Origin of the sequence: Rhizobacter sp. (genome assembly GCF_035702065.1) — a bacterium.
Lineage (GTDB): Bacteria > Pseudomonadota > Gammaproteobacteria > Burkholderiales > Burkholderiaceae_C > Rhizobacter.
The window spans coordinates 1-17,328 of record NZ_DASSRA010000392.1 but is presented as its reverse complement, the minus strand read 5'-3'; the positions used below and the strand labels follow the sequence as shown (position 1 = coordinate 17,328).

Here is a 17,328-nt window from a genome sequence, read left to right as displayed (position 1 = left end):
CGCTCCACCAGCTTGGGGAAGTGGCGGAAGAAGAGCGTGAGCAGCAGCACCTGGATGTGCGAGCCGTCCACGTCGGCATCCGACAGGATGCAGATCTTGCCGTAGCGCAGGCCGGTGAGGTCGGGCTCGTCGGCCACGCCGTGTGGGTCGACGCCGATGGCCACCGAGATGTCGTGGATCTCGTTGTTGGCGAAGAGGCGGTCGCGCTCGACTTCCCAGGCGTTGAGCACCTTGCCGCGCAGCGGCAGGATGGCCTGGGTTTCCTTGTCGCGGCCCATCTTGGCGCTGCCGCCGGCCGAGTCGCCCTCGACCAGGAACAACTCATTGAGCGTGATGTCGCGGCTCTCGCAATCGGTGAGCTTGCCGGGCAGCACCGCCACGCCCGAGCCCTTGCGCTTCTCGACCTTCTGGCTCGCGCGCTGACGCGTCTGCGCCTGCTTGATGACGAGTTCGGCCAGCTTCTTGCCGAGGTCCACGTGCTGGTTGAGCCACAGCTCCAGCGACGGCTTCACATAGGTGGAGACGAGGCGCAGCGCATCGCGGCTGTTGAGCCGCTCCTTGATCTGGCCCTGGAACTGCGGGTCGAGCACCTTGGCGCTCAGCACGAAGCTGGCGCGCGAGAACACGTCTTCGGGCATCAGCTTCACGCCCTTGGGCAGCAGGCTGTGCAGGTCGATGAAGCCCTTGACGGCACCGAAGAGGCCGTCCTTCAGGCCCGACTCGTGCGTGCCGCCGTTCACCGTCGGGATGAGGTTGACGTAGCTCTCGCGCATCGGCGAGCCGTCTTCGGTGAAGGCCACGCACCAGGCGGCGCCCTCGCCTTCGGCGAAGTTCTCGGTCTCGCCCTTGTCTGCGTAGTGCTCGCCTTCGAAGAGCGGGATCACCGGGTCGGCCGTGAGCGTCTGCATGAGGTAGTCGCGCAGGCCGCCCTTGTACATCCAGCTCAAGACCTCACCGGTCTTCTCGGTGGTGAGGGTCACGCTCACACCGGGCATCAGCACGGCCTTGCTGCGCAGCAGGTGAATCAGTTCGGGCTTGGGGAAGTCGGCGCTCTCGAAGTACTTGGCGTCGGGCCATGCGCGCACGGTGGTGCCCGACTTGCGGTCTGCGTTGGTGGCGCGGCGCACCTTGAGCGGCTCGATCACGTCGCCGCCCGAGAAGGTGAGATTCGCGACCTGGCCTTCTCGCCAGACCGTCACCTCCAGGCGCTTGGCGAGTGCGTTGGTCACGCTCACGCCAACGCCGTGCAGGCCGCCCGAGAAGCTGTAGGCGCCGCCCGAGCCCTTGTCGAACTTGCCGCCGGCGTGCAGGCGGGTGTAGACGATCTCGATGACGGGCACCTTCTCCTCGGGGTGCAGGCCGAAGGGGATGCCGCGCCCGTCGTCCAGCACGCTGACGGAGCCGTCGGTGTGCAGCGTGACGTCGATGCGCTTGCCGTGGCCGGCCAGCGCCTCGTCGGCCGCGTTGTCGATCACTTCCTGGATGATGTGCAGCGGGTTGTCGGTCCGGGTGTACATGCCGGGCCGCTGCTTGACGGGTTCGAGCCCCTTGAGCACGCGAATCGAAGACTCGCCGTAGGTGTTGCTGGGTTTGGTTGCCATGGCGGGGAATTCTAGGCACATCACCCTTCGTGACATCGGTCACGCCGCGCCGGCCAGTAACCTACTTGGGCGCGTGGTTGAAATCCTCGTCACGCCGTAGCGGCCGCTTTGGCGTGTCGAATCGCGGTCTCGCCACCGCCGCCCCTCTTCGCCGGATCACCGATGACTTCGCCCTCCGCCACCGCTCCCGCCCCGCTCTCGATGAAACAGGTGCTGCTGTGCGGCGCCATGATCGTCACGCTGTCGATGGGCATCCGCCACGGCTTCGGCCTGTGGCTGCAGCCGATCACCATGGACCGCGGCTGGTCGCGCGAGACCTTCGCCTTCGCGCTGGCCGTGCAGAACCTGGCCTGGGGCCTGGCCGGGCCCTTCGCCGGCATGCTGGCCGACCGTTTTGGCGCGTTCCGCGTGCTCATCGTGGGCAGCCTCTTCTACGCCGCCGGTCTGGTGCTGATGGCACTGTCGACCTCGGGCCTGGCCTTCACCGGCAGCGCGGGGCTGGTACTCGGCCTCGCACAGTCGGGCACCACCTACGCCGTGGTGTACGGCGTGATCGGGCGCAACGTCGCGCCCGAGAAGCGCAGCTGGGCCATGGGCGTGGCAGCGGCCGCCGGCTCGTTCGGCCAGTTCCTGATGGTGCCGGTGGAGAACTGGCTGATCGGCGGCTTTGGGTGGCAGAACGCCCTCTTCCTGCTGGGCTGCCTGGCGCTGGCCATCGTGCCGCTGGCCTTCGGCCTGAAGGAGCCCGCCGCGGCCAAGCCCGCCGGCGTGCAGCAAAGCATCGGCAGCGCGCTGCGTGAAGCTTTCAGCTACCCGAGTTTCCAGCTGCTGATGGCGGGCTATTTCGTTTGCGGCTTCCAGGTCGTCTTCATCGGCGTGCACATGCCGAGCTACCTGAAGGACCACGGTCTCACGCCCAACGTGGCCACCACAGCGCTGGCGCTGATTGGCCTGTTCAACGTGTTCGGCACCTACCTCGCCGGCTCGCTGGGCGCGCGCCTGCCCAAGCGCTACATCCTCTCGACCATCTATGCCCTGCGCTCGGTGGCCATCGTGGTCTTCCTGAACGTGCCGCTCACGCCGATGAGCGTGTACGTCTTCTCCTCGGTGATGGGCGTGCTGTGGCTGTCCACGGTGCCACCCACCAACGCGGTGATCGCACAGATCTTCGGCGTGCAGTACATGTCGATGCTGGGCGGCTTCGTCTTCCTGAGCCACCAGGTGGGCTCCTTCCTGGGCGTGTGGCTGGGCGGCAAGCTGTACGACGCCACCGGCAGCTACGACGTGGTGTGGTGGATCGCGGTGGGCTTGGGGGTCTTTGCGGCCATCGTCAACCTGCCGGTGCGTGAGTCCGCCATCGCGCGGCCCGGCGCGCAACCGGCCTGATGGTCATGAGTGCTGGACGCCGGAGAGTGTTTGCCTGGGTGGCGGCAACGGCCATCTTGCTGGCAGTATTCGCCGCCTACCTGCGGCCCGACCTGGCCGTCACCCTCGCCAACCAGCTCTGGAACTGTTTCTGACATGAATGTGATCGTGATCACCGGTGCCTCGGAGGGCATCGGCGCGGAGATGGCTCGCCAGTGGGCGGCACGCGGCAAGACCGACGTGGCCCTGGTGCTCGCCGCGCGCAACGTGGAGCGGCTCGAAGCCGTGGCCGCTGAATGCCGCCAGCTCGGAGCGCAGGCCTTGGTGCAGCGCTGCGACGTGGGTGTGCAAGCCGAGTGCGTGGCGCTGATCCAGGCCACGGTGGCCGCCTACGGCCGGATCGACACGCTGGTCAACAACGCCGGCATGTCGGCCCAGGCCTTGTTCAGCGAGGTCACCGACCTCGGCTGGTACGAGACGCTGATGCGCATCAACCATTGGGGCAGCGTGTGGTGCACGCATGCGGCCTTGCCGCACATCAAGGCCACGCGCGGGCGCATCGTCGGCGTCTCCAGCCTCGCCGGGCTGGTGGGCGTGCCGGGGCGCACCGCCTACAGCGGCACCAAGTTCGCAATGACCGGCTTCTTCGAAGCCCTGCGCGTGGAGCTGGCACCGGCAGGCGTGAGCGTCACGCTCGCCTACCCCGGCGTGGTGGCCACCGAGATCCGCTACCGCGGCTTCAATGCCAAGGGCGAAGCGGCCGGCAAGAGCGGGCTCGACGAACGCGGCGCGATGAGCGTGGAGACCTGCGCGCGCCTCATCGTCGACGGCACCGAAGCCCGCACGCGCGACGTCGTCATGACGGCCCAAGGCAAGCTTGGCCGCTGGATCAAGCTGCTGGCGCCCAGCCTGGTCGACAAGCTGGCGCTGAAGGCGCTGAACCAGCACGCCCGGCCGCAATGACGCTGGACGCCTCTGCCTGGGTGCAGCGCTGGTCGCACCTGGTGCCACCAGCGGCGCGCGTGCTGGACGTGGCCTGCGGCTCCGGCCGGCACGTGCGCTGGTTTGCCGAACGCGGTTGCCAAGTCACCGGCGTCGACCGCGATGCCGCCGCGCTGGAACCCTTGCGAAGCGTGGCCGAAGTGCTGGTGGCCGACATCGAAGGCGGCCCCTGGCCGTTCACCGGCCGTCGGTTCGACGCTGTGGTCGTGACCAACTACCTCTGGCGCCCCCTGTTCACCGCCCTGATCGAGAGCCTGAACGAAGGCGGCGTGCTGATCTATGAAACCTTTGCCGACGGCAACCAGACCGTGGGCAAGCCCTCGAATCCCGACTTCCTGCTGCAACCCGGGGAACTGTTGCAAGCCACCCAGGGTCTTCGCGTGGTGGCTTACGAGGATGGCTTTCTCGACACGCCGCCCCGCTTTGTGCAGCGCGTCACCGCAGTGAACCCGCAGCTTCACACGACCGGCCCGGTTCGCCACCCCCTGAGCCCCGGGCCCACCAGCCGGGGCGGCTAAAATCCTTGGATTCCGAGGAACCCGCATGAAACCCATTGTTGGCAGCATCGTGGCGTTGATCACGCCGATGCAAGAAGACGGCAGCGTCGACTACGACGCACTGCGCCGCCTGATCGATTGGCACATTGCCGAAGGCACCGACTGCATCGGCGTCGTCGGCACCACGGGCGAGTCGCCCACAGTGTCGGTCGAAGAGCACTGCGAAATCATCCGCGTCGCGGTCGAACAATCCGCGGGCCGTGTGCCCATCATGGCCGGCACCGGCGGCAACTCCACGCGCGAAGCGATCGAGCTGTCGCGCTATGCCAAGAAGGTCGGCGCCGATTGCACGCTCTCGGTCGTGCCCTACTACAACAAGCCCTCGCAGGAAGGCATCTACGCGCACTTCAAGGCGATCGCCGAAGCGGTCGACGTGCCGATGGTGCTGTACAACGTGCCCGGCCGCACCGTGGCCGACATGCTGCCCGAGACCACCCTGCGCCTGGCGCAGGTGCCCGGCGTGATCGGCATCAAGGAAGCCACCGGCAACATTGAACGCGCCTGCACGCTGATCAAGCAGGCGCCCAAGGGCTTCTCGATCTATTCGGGCGACGACCCGACCGCCGTCGCGCTGATGCTGCTGGGCGGGCACGGCAACGTGAGCGTCACCGCCAACGTTGCGCCGCGTGCCATGCATGAGTTGTGCATGGCTGCCATCGCGGGCCAGGCCAAGGAAGCAGCGCAGATCCACCTGAAACTGCTGCCTCTGCACAAGAACCTGTTCGTCGAATCGAGCCCTACGCCCACCAAGTGGGCGCTGTCCCGCCTGGGCCGGTGTGGTGCCACTGTGCGCCTGCCCATCCTCCCTCTCACCCCCACCGGCCAGAATGCCGTGGAACAAGCGCTGCGGGAGTCGGGTCTGCTCTGAGCTGACGCCGCGGCCTCGGTTGCAGGCGCGGCTCTCTCCACTTCCCTTCACCAAGCTCGCAAGGCAGACCGCCTCGGCCTGCTCCTTTCGGAGATGTTCAACGTGATTCGCCCTCCCTTTCGATTCACCCTCAGCTCGGTCGCGGCCGGTGCGGTGCTCGCTTCTTCCCTGATGGCCTGCTCGACCGTTGACGACACCATCTCCGGTGGCAAGGTCGACTACCGCGCCGCCAAGACCAAGGCCACACCGCTGGAAGTGCCGCCCGACCTGACGCAACTGGCCGTCGACCCGCGCTACGCGCCCCAGGCCGGCGTCATCAGCGCCGCCGCGCTGCAGGCCTCCGGTGTGACGACTTCGGCGGCCCCTGGTGTTGCCGCATCGGCCTCGGTCGCTCCGGCGGTCGTCGGCGATGTCCGCATCGAGAACCAGGGCGGCCTGCGCTACCTCAGCACGCCGCTCACCGCCGAGCAGCTGTGGCCGCAACTCGAGACATTCTGGAAGGAACGCGGGCTGACCCTGATCGTGAACCAGCCCGACGTCGGCGTGATGGAAACCGAGTGGGCTGAGAACCGCGTCAAGCTGCCCGAGGACGTCATCCGCCGCACGCTGGGCAAGGTCTTCGACAATCTCTACTCCACCGGCGAGCGCGACAAGTACCGCACCCGCATCGAGCGCACGGCCCGCGGCACCGACGTGTACATCGCCCACCGGGGGCTGGAGGAGGTTTACACCAGCTCTCTCAAGGACAACACCACCTGGAAGGCACGCCCGAACGACCCACTGCTGGAAGGCGAGATGCTCTCGCGCCTGATGGTCAAGCTCGGTGCCAAGGCCGAAGTGGCACAAGCTGCCGTGGCCCAAGCTGCATCGGCCCCGACGCTCACCGCGACCCGCGCCCGCGTGATCGAAGGCCGCCCGGCCGCCACCCTGCAGATCGACGAAAGCTTCGACCGCGCCTGGCGCCGAGTGGGCCTCGCACTCGATCGCAGCGGCTTCACGGTCGAAGACCGCGACCGCGCACAAGGGACCTACTACGTGCGTTACGTCGACCCGGCAGAGGCCGGCAAGGAGGAGCCTGGCTTCTTCGGCAAGATGTTCGGCACCGGCAACAAGCTGGCCGGCCCGATCCGCTACCGCGTGGTGGTCAAGGCCGAAGGTGACGTGAGCACGGCGTCCGTGCTCGACGCCCAAGGCGCGCCCGAGAACGGCGACGCCGGCAAGCGCATCGTCAAGATCCTGGTCGACGACCTGAAGTGACCGCAAGGCGCATCGAACCATGATGCGCTTCTGCAGTCTGGGCAGCGGGAGCACAGGCAACGCCACACTGGTCGAAGCACGCAGCGGCAGCACCGTCAGCCGCGTGCTCATCGACTGCGGCTTCTCGCTGCGCGAACTGGAACGGCGCCTGGCCCGGGCCGGCCTGGCTTGCGCCGACCTCGATGCCGTCTTCGTCACTCACGAGCATGGCGACCACGTCGGCTGCGCATTGACGCTGGCTCGCCGCCACGGCATTCCGCTGTGGACCAGCCGCGGCACCTGGCGCGCCATCGGCGAGCCCGATCTGGCCGAAGAACTGCTGCATTTCGCCCGCGACCTGGAAGCCATCACCGTGGGCGACTTGATGCTGTCGCCTTACACCGTGCCGCACGACGCCAACGAGCCGCTGCAACTGTGCGTGAGCGATGGCAACGTGAGGCTGGGCGTGCTCACCGACGCCGGCTCGATCACACCGCACCTGCTGGCCCAGCTCCAAGCTTGCGAGGCGCTGCTGCTGGAGTGCAACCACGACCGCAACCTGCTGGCGAACTCGGCCTACCCTGCATCGTTGAAGGCGCGCATCGGCGGGCGGCTCGGCCACCTGGCCAACGACACATCGGCCGAGATCCTGGCGGCCTGCCTTCACGCCAGCCTGAACCAGCTGGTGGCCGCCCACCTGAGTGAAAGAAACAACCGCCCCGAACTCGCGCAGAGGGCCTTGGCAGCGGTGTTGGGCGGCAAACCAGATGACGTGTGGGTCGCTGACCCGGTGAACGGCCTTGACTGGCTGAACATCAACTGAACGCAAACGCGCAATAAAGCGCCCATGAAAAAGCCGCCCGGAGGCGGCCTTTCGAATCGGCAGGAACCCGATTACTTGGAAGCAGCAGCGGCAACGGCCGAAGCAGCGCCAGCCACGGCCGAGGCAGCAGCCTCAGCGCCGGAAGCCGCAGCGGTGGCAGCGGTTGCGGCGGCGGTAGCAGCCGAAGCGGCGGCATCAGCCACGGGAGCCACGGCCGAAGCGGCAGCAGCAGCGGCAGCCGGAGCTGCTTCTTCAGGCTTCTTGCCGCAAGCGGCCAGAGCAACAGCAGCAACCAGGGAAGCCAACAGAAGCGACTTTTTCATATTTTTCCTCAGTGAAAGGTTCAGACAATTACCGGTAATTGTGGGAACCCTCCGTCCTGGCAGATCCCCAACGAATCAAGGCGCGAGAAGCTCGAGCATTCCCTGCGCCTAGCCCATGATTATACCCAGAGGCCTAGGGAAGTCCCTAGAGCCCCAAAGTGGTGACTGGGAAGGCTTCTTCGGATCGTTGCAAAAGCGCATCAAGGTTGTCGCGTGCGCGGATCGCATCGGAGGCCTCGAACGACAAGCTGGCACGGTAGTGCTCGGCATCGAGCACGCGCAAGGTCACGAGGCCTGGCGCGAGAAACAGGCCAGACAACTTGCCTGCATCTTCTTCGCACAGCGAGCGGCATTCGACCACGTGCGCCCACTGGCGCCGCCAATCGACCCAGCGCGTGTGGCGCCGAGGGAATTCATCGAAATGCTCGGCCAGCAAGGTGAGCTTGCGATGTGCATACGCCCAGCGGCTGAGGCTGTCGATCACGGCGCGTTCACCGAGCGGCCAATCGGCGAAGTTCGGGTCGGCGACGAAGACTTCGCGACAACCTTTTTCCGCAACAAGTGCAAACACCTCGCGCAAGGCATCGTGGAACTCACCGCGCGATGTGAGGATGCGTGACGTGGATGGCGCGTCGTCGTTCATGGTGTTCCCTCAATCGCCGCTGGCGTGCAGCCAGCCGGCCTGAACCCACTGGGCGAGCAATTCTCGGGCGTCGTCGCCGAGCTTGGCAAGCTGCGAGGCCGTCAACGCACGCTGGTTTGCCAGCAGGCGCATCAGCTGCGCATCGCGGCCGGCAGCACGGTAGGACTCGCCGTTGATGAACACATGACGGTCGTCGTACAGCATGCGGGTGCGCCGATCCAGGCGCACACCCTCACCAGCTGGCCATGAGCCGCCCGCATCGAACCACACCTGCGGCTTGGGCTCGCTCAGCACTTCACCGAGAGCGCAGGCGAGCGCGTGTGGATCGTGCAGCCAGCGCGTGACTTCCTTGCGCACGAAGTCGTTCATGGCAGACGGAATGCGGCCGGCCTCTTCGGTGGCGGGCTGTTGCGGATCGCGGTACAGCGGGTCGCCATCGGGCACTTCATTCGCATCGAGCATGCGTTGCAGCACGTGGTCGCGCAGCTCGGCGCGGCCTGCGGCGCGAAAGCCAATCGAGGCCGTCATGCATTCGCCCTCGGCCACGCCGTCGTGGCCCCAGCCGGGCGGCAGGTACAACATGTCACCCGGCTCCAGCAGCCACTCCTGCGTGGGCTCGAAGTGGCGCAGGATCTTCAACGGCACGTCGGGCTGCAGTTCCCCGTCACCCGGCGGCGCAATGCGCCAGCGGCGCTTGCCTTGGAGCTGCAGCAGGAACACGTCGTAGGAGTCGACGTGCGGCCCCACGCCGCCGCGGTCGCTGGCCCACGAGACCATCAGGTCGTCGAGCCGCGCATCGGGCACGAAGCGAAAGCGCGACAGCAGCGCATGGGCCGCGTCGAGTTGGGTGTCGAGCCCTTGCACCAGCAGCGTCCAGCCCGGCTGGTCGACACGTGGCAGCGCGCGCCGAGGCAGGGGGCCGCGCCGCAATGTCCAGCCCTTGCCCTGGTGCACCACGAGGCGCGACTCCACGTCGTCCCGCGCCGCCATCGCAAACAGTTCGGCGCGGCTGGCAAGCGGCGCCGCGTCGGGCACAGCCTGGCGGATCAGCAAGGGCCGCTTCTGCCAATGGCGACGCATGAAGGTCTGGGGCGAAAGCCCACCCAGCAAGGGTGTCGGTGCGGAGATCGTCATGGGGTGATTGTGCGATCATCCCGCGATGTTGATTTCAGCCCCCTGCGTCGTCAGCCTCACCTGGCGACTTGAAGATGCCCAAGGCCAGCTCATCGACGAGTTGGCCGCACCCGTCGAGTTCTTCTTCGGCGGTGACGATCTGCTCGCCAAGGTCGAAGAAGCCCTGAACGGCCAGGACGCCGGCTTCGAAGCCAAGCTGCACCTCGAACCCGAGCACGCCTTCGGCGAGTACGACCCGGATCTCGTGTTCTTCGAGCAGCGCTCGATCTTCGACGACAGCATCGAGCCCGGCATGCAGTTCGAAGGCCCGCCCGAAGGCGCCACCACCGAAGGCCTGTCGGCCGAGGCGATCTACACCGTGACCGAGGTCTACCCGGAGCACGTGGTGCTCGACGGCAACCACCCGCTGGCCGGCATCGCGCTGCGGCTCGACGTGAAGGTGCTCGACGTGCGCGAAGCCACCGAAGAAGAGATCGAGGCCGGCACCGTCGGCCTTGCTGCCGGCATCAGCGTGATGAGCACCGCGCCGGGCTCTTCAAACCTTCACTGACGACAACTTCACCGAGCCGCGCTGCCGGCGGCCGCCTCCGACGTGGTCACCGGCCCCTTGCCGCTGAAGCGGTCGAGGTACAGATAGATCACCGGCGTGATGTAGAGGGTGATCGCCTGCGAGAACAGCAGCCCGCCCACGACGGCCAGGCCCAGCGGCTGGCGCAACTCGGCGCCCGCGCCCAAGCCCAGCGCGATGGGCACGGCGCCCATCAGCGCCGCCAGGGTCGTCATCATGATCGGGCGGAAGCGCAGCACGCAGGCTTCGCGGATGGCCTCGGCCGGCGAGGTGCCGTGCGAGCGCTGCGTATCGAGCGCGAAGTCGATCATCATGATCGCGTTCTTCTTCACGATGCCGATCAGCAGCAGGATGCCGATGGTGGCGATCAGCGTCAGATCCTGGTTGAAGAGCTTGAGCATCAGCAAGGCCCCCACCGCCGCCGAAGGCAGGCCGGCCAGGATGGTGATCGGGTGGATGTAGCTCTCGTACAGCACGCCGAGCAGCACGTAGATCACCAGCAGCGCCGCCACGATCAGCACCACCTGGCTGCCCTGTGAGCTCTTGAACACCGCCGCATCGCCGCCGTAGGTGGTGATCACCGAAGACGGCAGGCGGATCTCCTGGCGCACCTTCTCGATGCGCGCGGTGGCGTCGCCCAGCGCGGCACCCGGCGCCAGGTTGAACGACACCGTCACCGCCTGCAGCTGGCCCACATGGTTGACCGAGGTCGGCCCCACGCTGCGTTCCACGGTGGCAAAGCTGCTCAGCGGCACCAGCGCGCCGGTGCTGGACCGCACGTAGATGCTGCCGAAGGCGCGCTCGTCCTGCTTGGCTTCGGGCGCCACTTCCATGATCACCTGGTAGCTGTCGACAGGCGTGTAGATGGTCGACACCTGCCGCTCGCCGAAGGCGCTGAAGAGCGCGCTGCGCACGGCGTCGATCGACACGCCCAGCGTGTTGGCGCGATCGCGGTCGATCTTGAGCGTGGCCTGCAGGCCGCGCAGCTGTGAATCGCTGGTCACGTCGCGGAACAGCGGGTCTTGGCGCAACTTGTCCTGCAGCTTGGCGGCCCATTCGTTCAACTCGTCGGCCTTCACGCTTTGCAGGATGTACTGGTACTGGCTCTTGCTCGTGCGCCCGCCGAGCTGCAGGTTCTGCACTGGCCGCAGGTAGACCGTGATACCGGGCACTTCGCGCAGCTTCTTGCGCAGGCCTTCGACCACCTCTTTCATCGGCTTGCGCTCACCGCGCGGCTTGAGGTTGACGAACATGCGGCCGGTGTTCTGCGCCCCACCGCCGCCGTTGATGGAGTTCACCGTGAGCACGTTCGGGTCGCTGCGCACGATGGCGGCCACGCGGTCCTGCAACACCACCATGGCCGGGAAGGAGGTGTCTTCGGCCGCTTCGGTGCTCACGCTGATCTGGCCGATGTCTTCTTCGGGGAAGAAACCCTTGGGGATGGTGACGAAAAGCAGTGCGGTTGCCACGAAGGTGGCCAGCGCCACCATGAGCACGAAGAAGCGGTGGCGCAGCGCCACGTCGAGCGAGCGCGCGTACCAGTCGAGCAGCTTGTCGAAGCCGCGCTCGAAGGAGCGCACCAGCGCGCCCGGCGGCTTCATGTGGGCCTCATCGGTGAGGAAGCGGCTGGCCAGCATGGGCACGAGCGTGAGCGAGACGAAAGCCGACACCACGATGGCCAGCGAGACAATCACCGCGAACTCGTGGAACAGCAGGCCGATGACGCCCGGCATGAAGAAGATCGGGATGAACACCGCCACCAGCGAGGTGGAGATCGAGATGATGGTGAAGCCCACCTCGCGTGAGCCGCGCAATGCGGCCTGGAAGGGCGGCATGCCCTCTTCCACGTGTCGGATGATGTTCTCCAGCATCACGATGGCGTCGTCGACCACGAGGCCGACTGCGAGCGTGAGGCCCAGCAGCGAGATGTTGTCGATGGTGTAGCCGAAGCCCCAGAGCAACGCCACAGCGCCGATCAGCGACACCGGCAGCGACAGCGTGGGGATCACCGTGGCGACGAAGCGGCGCAGGAACAGGAAGATCACCAGCACGACCAGCGCGATCGTGCCCATCAACGTGAGGTTCACGTCGTGCAAGGCCTCGCGCACCGACGCGGAGCGGTCGTTGAGCAGCGAGATCTTCACCGACTGCGGCAGCTGCGACTGGAAGCCCGGCAAGGCCCGGCGCACGGCGTCGACCACCTTCACGGTGTTGGCGTCGGGCTGGCGCAGCACGGCCAGCGTGATCGAGCTTTCGCCGTTGAAGTTGGCGCTCGTCTTGACCGTCTCGAAGCTGTCTTCGACCTGCGCCACGTCGCGCAGGCGCACCGGGTTGCCGCCGCGGTTGCTGACAATGAGGTCGGCGAACTCGGCCGCGTTGCGCAGCTGCCGGTTGGCCTGCAGCGTGAGCGTCTGGCGCGCGCCCTCGAGCGTGCCCACCGGCGTGTTGGCGTTGGCGGCGCGCAGGGCCTCGGTCAGCTCGTCGAGGGCGATGTTGCGCGCGGCCAGCGCGTCGGGCAGCACACGCACCCGCACGGCGTAGCGCTTCTGGCCGTAGATGTTGACCTGGGCCACGCCTTCGAGCGTGGACAGGCTGGGCGAGATGAGGTGCTCGGCGTAGTCGTTCAGGTCCGACATCGCGATCGAAGGCGAGGTCAGCGCCATCAGCAGCACCGGGGCATCGGCCGGGTTGACCTTGCGGTACGAGGGCGGCGCGGTCATGTCCTGCGGCAGCGAGCGCGTGGCGCGCAGCAGCGCGGCCTGCACGTCGACCGCAGCAGCGTCAATGTCACGGCCTTCGTCGAACTCCAGCGTGAGTGAGGTGCTGCCCAGCGTGCTGCTGGAACTGATGACGCTGAGCCCGGGGATGGTGGAGAACTGCTTCTCCAGCTGCAGCGCCACCGAGGTGGCCATGGTCTCGGGGCTGGCACCGGGCAGGCCGGCCGAGACGTTGATGACCGGCGTGTTGTAGCTCGGCAGCGCGGCCACCGGGATGCGTCCGTAAGCGATCACGCCCGCCGCCACGATGGCGGCGTTGAGCAGCACGGTCATCACCGGGCGGCGGATGAAGAGTTCGGACAGGTTCATGGCACGCTGGCCGAGCTGGCTGAAGCCGCGGCACTGCGCTCGACCACGGCACCACCCGGGCGCAGGTTCTGCCGACCGTCGAGCACGACGCGCTCGCCCGGCTGCACGCCCTTGACCACGGCGCTGTCGCCCACCGACTCCTGCACGTCCACTGGCCGCAGCTGGGCCTTGCGGTCTTCGCCGACCACGTAGATCGACTTGCCGCGCGCACCCTGGATGATGGCGGCCTGCGGCACGGTGACCACGTCCTTGAGCGTGCTCACCACCAGTGACACGTTGACGTAGGCACCCGGCCAGAGCTTCTCCTCGCGGTTGTCGAACACCGCCTTCACCTTCACCGTGCCCGAGTTGGGGTCGACCAGGTTGTCGACGAACTGCAGCTTGCCGGTGAGCGAGCCGCGCCCTTCGGGCAGCACGGCCGTCACGCGGCCGCCACCGCCGCGCAGCGCCTGACGAGCGTCATCGAGGTTGCGCTGCGGCAAGTTGAAGCTCACCGCGATGGGGTCGATCTGCGTGATGGTGACGAGCGGCGTGCCAGCCGGCTGCACATAGCTGCCGGCGAACACGTTGATGGCCCCGGCACGCCCGGCCGTGGGCGACACGATGCGGTTGTAGCCGAGGGCGACGAGGGCCGCGTCGACGGCGGCGCGGTCTGCGGCCACCACGGCCTGAGCCGACTCGACCAAAGTGAGGTTCGTGTCCACCGCACCTTGGGAGACGAAGTTCTGTTCCAGCAGTTCGCGGCTGCGGGTGAGCTGGCGCTGCGCATCGGCCAGTGCGGCCTGGTCCTTGGCGAGTTGCGCCCGCGCCTTGGTCACGTTGACCTCGTCGGCCCGCGCGTCCAGGGTGAACAGCAGTTCGCCGGCCTTGACGAACTGGCCCTCGCGGATGTGCACCTTGGCGATGGTGCTCGCCACCTGGGGCCGCACCTCCACGCTGTTGAGTGCACTCACGGTGCCGGTGGCTTCGAGCGTGACGGCCACATCGCGCTTCACCGCGCGCACCAGGCTCACGCTGACCGGTGGGCCACCTGCCGCGGAGGCCGCAGCAGCGGCTTCGCTGACCGCGGCCTGCTTGCCGCGCGTGAAGGCGAAACCGCCCACGGCCAGCACCACGACCGCAGCACCCAGGCCCAACAACCAGGCAGACTTCTTGTTCATCCAGTTCTCGTTTGCGGCATCGCCTGCGAGGATGCCACCGAGTCCCGTTTGAATCTGTCCAGAAAGGCGCGTGGGCGCCCTGCTTCACTCTTCTTTACGCAGTACTCAGTGCTTGCCGGTCGAGCCAAAGCCGCCGGCCCCGCGATCCGACGCGCCGAACTCATCCACCACCCGGAACTGCGCCTGCACCACCGGCACGATCACCAGCTGCGCAATGCGCTCCATGGGCTGCACGGTGAAGCTGGCCTGGCCGCGGTTCCAGCAGCTCACCATCAGCTGGCCCTGGTAGTCGGAGTCGATGAGCCCGACCAGGTTCCCGAGCACGATGCCGTGCTTATGCCCGAGGCCTGAGCGCGGCAAGATCAGTGCCGCGAGGCCCGGGTCGGCCACGTGAATGGCCAGGCCAGTCGGGATGAGCTGGGTCTGGCCCGGCTCCAGCACCAGCGGGGCGTCGAGGCAGGCACGCAAGTCGAGGCCGGCGCTGCCGGGGGTGGCGTAAGCGGGCAGTTGCTCGGCCATGCGGGGGTCGAGCACTTTCAGATCGATAGGGGTCATGGGTCAGGGATGAGAGGAAAGACGTTGAGCGATCTCGGCCACCAACGCGCGCGCCAGCGTGAGCTTGTCGGCCTGGGCGATCTCGCGGTGGCCTTGGGCATCGACCAGCACCAGCGCGTTGTCGTCGCGCCCGAAGGTCGCGGGGCCGAGGTTGCCGACGACGAGCGGCACGTTCTTGCGTTGCAGCTTCTCGCGGGCGTGCTTGAGCAGGTCGTGGCTCTCGGCAGCAAAGCCCACACAGAACGGGCGCTGCGGCAGCTTGGCCACGGCGGCCAGGATGTCGGGGTTCTCCGTCAGCTCGAAGGTCGGCGCGACTTTGCTGCCGTTCTTCTTGATCTTCTGGTCGGACAGGGTGGCCGGCCGCCAGTCGGCCACGGCCGCGGTGGCCACGAACACCGAATACTGCGTGGCGTTCGGCACCACGGCATCGAACATCTGCTGCGCCGTCTGCACGTCCACGCGCTTCACACCGCGCGGGGTGGGCAGGTGCACCGGCCCGGCCACCAGCGTGACGTCGGCGCCGGCCTCCTGCGCGGCGCGGGCGATGGCAAAGCCCATCTTGCCGCTGCTGAGGTTGGTGATGCCGCGCACCGGGTCGATGGGCTCGAAGGTCGGCCCGGCGGTGATGAGCAGGCGCTGGCCGGTCAGCACCTTGGGTGACAACGCAGAGATCAGTTCTTCCACCAGTTCGTCGGCTTCGAGCATTCGGCCGTCGCCGATCTCGCCGCAGGCCTGGTCGCCATTGCCGGGGCCGAGGATGGCCGTGCCGTCGGCACGCAGTTGCGCCAGGTTGCGCTGCGTCGCGGGGTGGGCCCACATCTCGCGGTTCATGGCCGGCGCCACCAGCAGCGGGCAGCGCTCGATGGGGCGGGCCAGGCACATCAGGCTCAGCAGGTCGTCGGCGCGGCCCTGCGCCAGCTTGGCCAGCAGGTCGGCACTCGCCGGAGCGATCAGCACGGCATCGGCCTCGCGGGTAAGGTTGATGTGCGCCATGGCGTTCGGCTCGCGCGTGTCCCACTGGCTGGTGTAGACGCTGCGGTTGGACAGCGCCTGCATCGTCACCGCGGTGATGAACTGCTCGGCGGCTTCGCTCATCACCACCTGCACGGTGGCGCCGGCTTTCACCAGCCCGCGCGTCAGTTCGGCGGCCTTGTAGCAGGCGATGCCGCCGCTCAGCCCGAGGACGATGTGGCGCCCTTTCAGATCCAGTCGTTCAGCCATGTTGGTTCAAAGCGCAGTCCAGCTGCGCGACAAGTCAGAGAAGTTGATGAGCACGCGCACCGCCTTGCCGTAGACCTGCTCGTGCGGCAGGAAGCCCCACACGCGCGAGTCTTCGGAGTTGTCGCGGTTGTCGCCCAGCATGAGGTAGTGGCCGGGCGGCACGGTGCATTGCCAGGTGGCGGTGCCTTCGGAGCGGCAGTGCTCGGCCAGGCCGGGCCGCTGCAGGTTCAGCGCCAGGCGGCCTTGCACGAAAGGGTTGATCTTGATGATGTGGCTGCGCTGCTGCGCCGACTCGCGCAGCAGCCAGTGGCCGCGGTCTTCGTCACGGGCGCTGTCGGGCATGCGCTCTGCCGAAGCAGCTTCACCATTCACGCTGGCCACGCCATCGTGAAAGCGCACCACATCGCCCGGCAGGCCGACCAGGCGCTTGACGTAGAAGGTGGACACGTCCAACGGGTAGCGGAACACCACCACGTCGCCGCGCTCAGGCTGGCCGAACTCGATGGCGGTGTTGGTGAAGGGCAGGCGCGGCCCATAGGCCAGGTGATTGACCAGCAGGTAGTCGCCCACGCGCAGGGTGGGCTCCATCGAGCTCGACGGCACCTTGGGCCAGTCGGCCAGGGCCACGCGGCAGGTGAACATCAACCCGATCACGACGAAGAGCTCCGCCCCCAGGCTGAGCCAGAAGGGCTTGCGCTCGGGCGGCGGGTTGCGGCGCAGTCGCCTGCGCCACACCCACCAGCAGGCGCCGCTGGCCAGGCTCAGCAGGCACAGAGTCTCGTTGATGGAAAAGCCGATTTGCATGGACGGGGCGCCCCGGGGAGGCAGGCCGCGATTATGGCGGGGGCACCCCGGCCCGCTCACAGGGTGGGCATGCCATCGGGCGCGAAGGCCGGCGTGGTCGGCAGCGGCGCGGCGTTCAGGGCCTGGGTGGCGGGGGTGTCCGACAGGGTGGTGACGGCTCCGAGGCCCAGGTCGCCGGAGGCCCCCACGGCGCGGTAGCGCCATTGCATCTGGTTGCGCCAAGCGCCCGCGCGCTCGAAGTTGCGGTCGACCTGCAGCTGCAAGCGAGCACCCTTGCTGGTGAGCGACTGCAGGGCTTCGATCACCGCGTTGCGCAGCAAGGGCCCCGCCATCTGGTCGACCCAGACCGTGCATTGGCGGCCGGCCGCCGCCGCCAGCAACA

Annotated in this window: 16 protein-coding genes; 7 read left to right on the top strand and 9 right to left on the bottom strand. The window is 67.5% G+C overall.

All coding sequences use genetic code 11. The features are described from left to right. The coding region (locus tag VFL64_RS17280) for a DNA topoisomerase IV subunit B (RefSeq protein ID WP_489541617.1) at positions 1–1,601 on the bottom strand (1,601 nt) is incomplete at its 3' end. Positions 1,602–1,763: 162 nt separating this feature from the next. Between VFL64_RS17280 and VFL64_RS17275 the strand changes: the two genes are divergently transcribed. From VFL64_RS17275 to VFL64_RS17250, 6 genes are all read left to right on the top strand, one after another. Then, positions 1,764–2,987 (top strand): MFS transporter, encoded by a 1,224-nt coding sequence (locus tag VFL64_RS17275; protein ID WP_489541616.1) that lies wholly within the window; start codon positions 1,764–1,766, stop codon positions 2,985–2,987. 135 nt (positions 2,988–3,122) lie between these two features. Next, positions 3,123–3,929 carry an SDR family oxidoreductase gene (locus VFL64_RS17270; RefSeq protein ID WP_489541615.1) on the top strand — a complete coding sequence of 269 codons (807 nt, stop codon included), beginning with the start codon at positions 3,123–3,125 and terminating at the stop codon, positions 3,927–3,929. After that, positions 3,926–4,486: a class I SAM-dependent methyltransferase gene (locus VFL64_RS17265; protein ID WP_489541614.1), complete on the top strand. Its 561-nt coding sequence runs from the start codon at positions 3,926–3,928 to the stop codon at positions 4,484–4,486. The genes VFL64_RS17270 and VFL64_RS17265 overlap by 4 nt, the downstream gene beginning before the upstream one ends. A gap of 25 nt (positions 4,487–4,511) precedes the next feature. Further along, positions 4,512–5,393: a 4-hydroxy-tetrahydrodipicolinate synthase gene (gene dapA / locus VFL64_RS17260; protein WP_489541613.1), complete on the top strand. Its 882-nt coding sequence runs from the start codon at positions 4,512–4,514 to the stop codon at positions 5,391–5,393. A gap of 171 nt (positions 5,394–5,564) precedes the next feature. Beyond that, positions 5,565–6,650, top strand: coding sequence for an NlpB/DapX family lipoprotein (gene bamC, locus VFL64_RS17255; protein ID WP_489541619.1), 1,086 nt, complete (start codon positions 5,565–5,567; stop codon positions 6,648–6,650). Positions 6,651–6,672: 22 nt separating this feature from the next. Further along, a complete protein-coding gene (locus VFL64_RS17250) occupies positions 6,673–7,452 on the top strand; it encodes an MBL fold metallo-hydrolase (protein ID WP_489541618.1) in 780 nt (259 codons plus the stop codon). 468 nt (positions 7,453–7,920) lie between these two features. On the opposite strand, the gene VFL64_RS17245 is transcribed toward VFL64_RS17250, so the two are convergent. Together VFL64_RS17245 and VFL64_RS17240 are read right to left on the bottom strand one after the other, a co-directional pair. Beyond that, positions 7,921–8,418, bottom strand: coding sequence for a hypothetical protein (locus VFL64_RS17245; RefSeq protein ID WP_489541612.1), 498 nt, complete (start codon positions 8,416–8,418; stop codon positions 7,921–7,923). A 9-nt stretch (positions 8,419–8,427) separates the two neighbouring features. Further along, the gene (locus tag VFL64_RS17240) at positions 8,428–9,552 is read right to left on the bottom strand and encodes a JmjC domain-containing protein (protein ID WP_489541611.1); all 1,125 of its coding nucleotides are present in this window, start codon (positions 9,550–9,552) and stop codon (positions 8,428–8,430) included. A gap of 25 nt (positions 9,553–9,577) precedes the next feature. Between VFL64_RS17240 and VFL64_RS17235 the strand changes: the two genes are divergently transcribed. Then, on the top strand, positions 9,578–10,102 hold the full coding sequence (locus tag VFL64_RS17235) for an FKBP-type peptidyl-prolyl cis-trans isomerase (protein WP_489541610.1): 525 nt from the start codon (positions 9,578–9,580) through the stop codon (positions 10,100–10,102). Positions 10,103–10,110: 8 nt separating this feature from the next. Here VFL64_RS17235 and VFL64_RS17230 read toward each other — a convergent pair whose 3' ends face one another. The 6 genes from VFL64_RS17230 to VFL64_RS17205 form a co-directional block, all read right to left on the bottom strand. Then, on the bottom strand, positions 10,111–13,206 hold the full coding sequence (locus VFL64_RS17230; protein WP_489541609.1) for an efflux RND transporter permease subunit: 3,096 nt from the start codon (positions 13,204–13,206) through the stop codon (positions 10,111–10,113). Then, positions 13,203–14,366 (bottom strand): efflux RND transporter periplasmic adaptor subunit, encoded by a 1,164-nt coding sequence (locus tag VFL64_RS17225; protein ID WP_489541608.1) that lies wholly within the window; start codon positions 14,364–14,366, stop codon positions 13,203–13,205. The genes VFL64_RS17230 and VFL64_RS17225 overlap by 4 nt, the downstream gene beginning before the upstream one ends. A 105-nt stretch (positions 14,367–14,471) precedes the next feature. Beyond that, positions 14,472–14,921: a dUTP diphosphatase gene (gene dut, locus VFL64_RS17220; RefSeq protein ID WP_489541607.1), complete on the bottom strand. Its 450-nt coding sequence runs from the start codon at positions 14,919–14,921 to the stop codon at positions 14,472–14,474. Between the two features lie 3 nt (positions 14,922–14,924). Beyond that, positions 14,925–16,142 (bottom strand): bifunctional phosphopantothenoylcysteine decarboxylase/phosphopantothenate--cysteine ligase CoaBC, encoded by a 1,218-nt coding sequence (gene coaBC / locus VFL64_RS17215; protein WP_489541606.1) that lies wholly within the window; start codon positions 16,140–16,142, stop codon positions 14,925–14,927. Positions 16,143–16,148: 6 nt separating this feature from the next. After that, positions 16,149–16,946: a signal peptidase I gene (lepB, locus tag VFL64_RS17210; protein ID WP_489541605.1), complete on the bottom strand. Its 798-nt coding sequence runs from the start codon at positions 16,944–16,946 to the stop codon at positions 16,149–16,151. Positions 16,947–17,002: 56 nt separating this feature from the next. Continuing rightward, positions 17,003–17,328: NMCC_0638 family (lipo)protein (locus tag VFL64_RS17205; RefSeq protein WP_489541604.1), on the bottom strand; the 326-nt coding region annotated here is incomplete at its 5' end.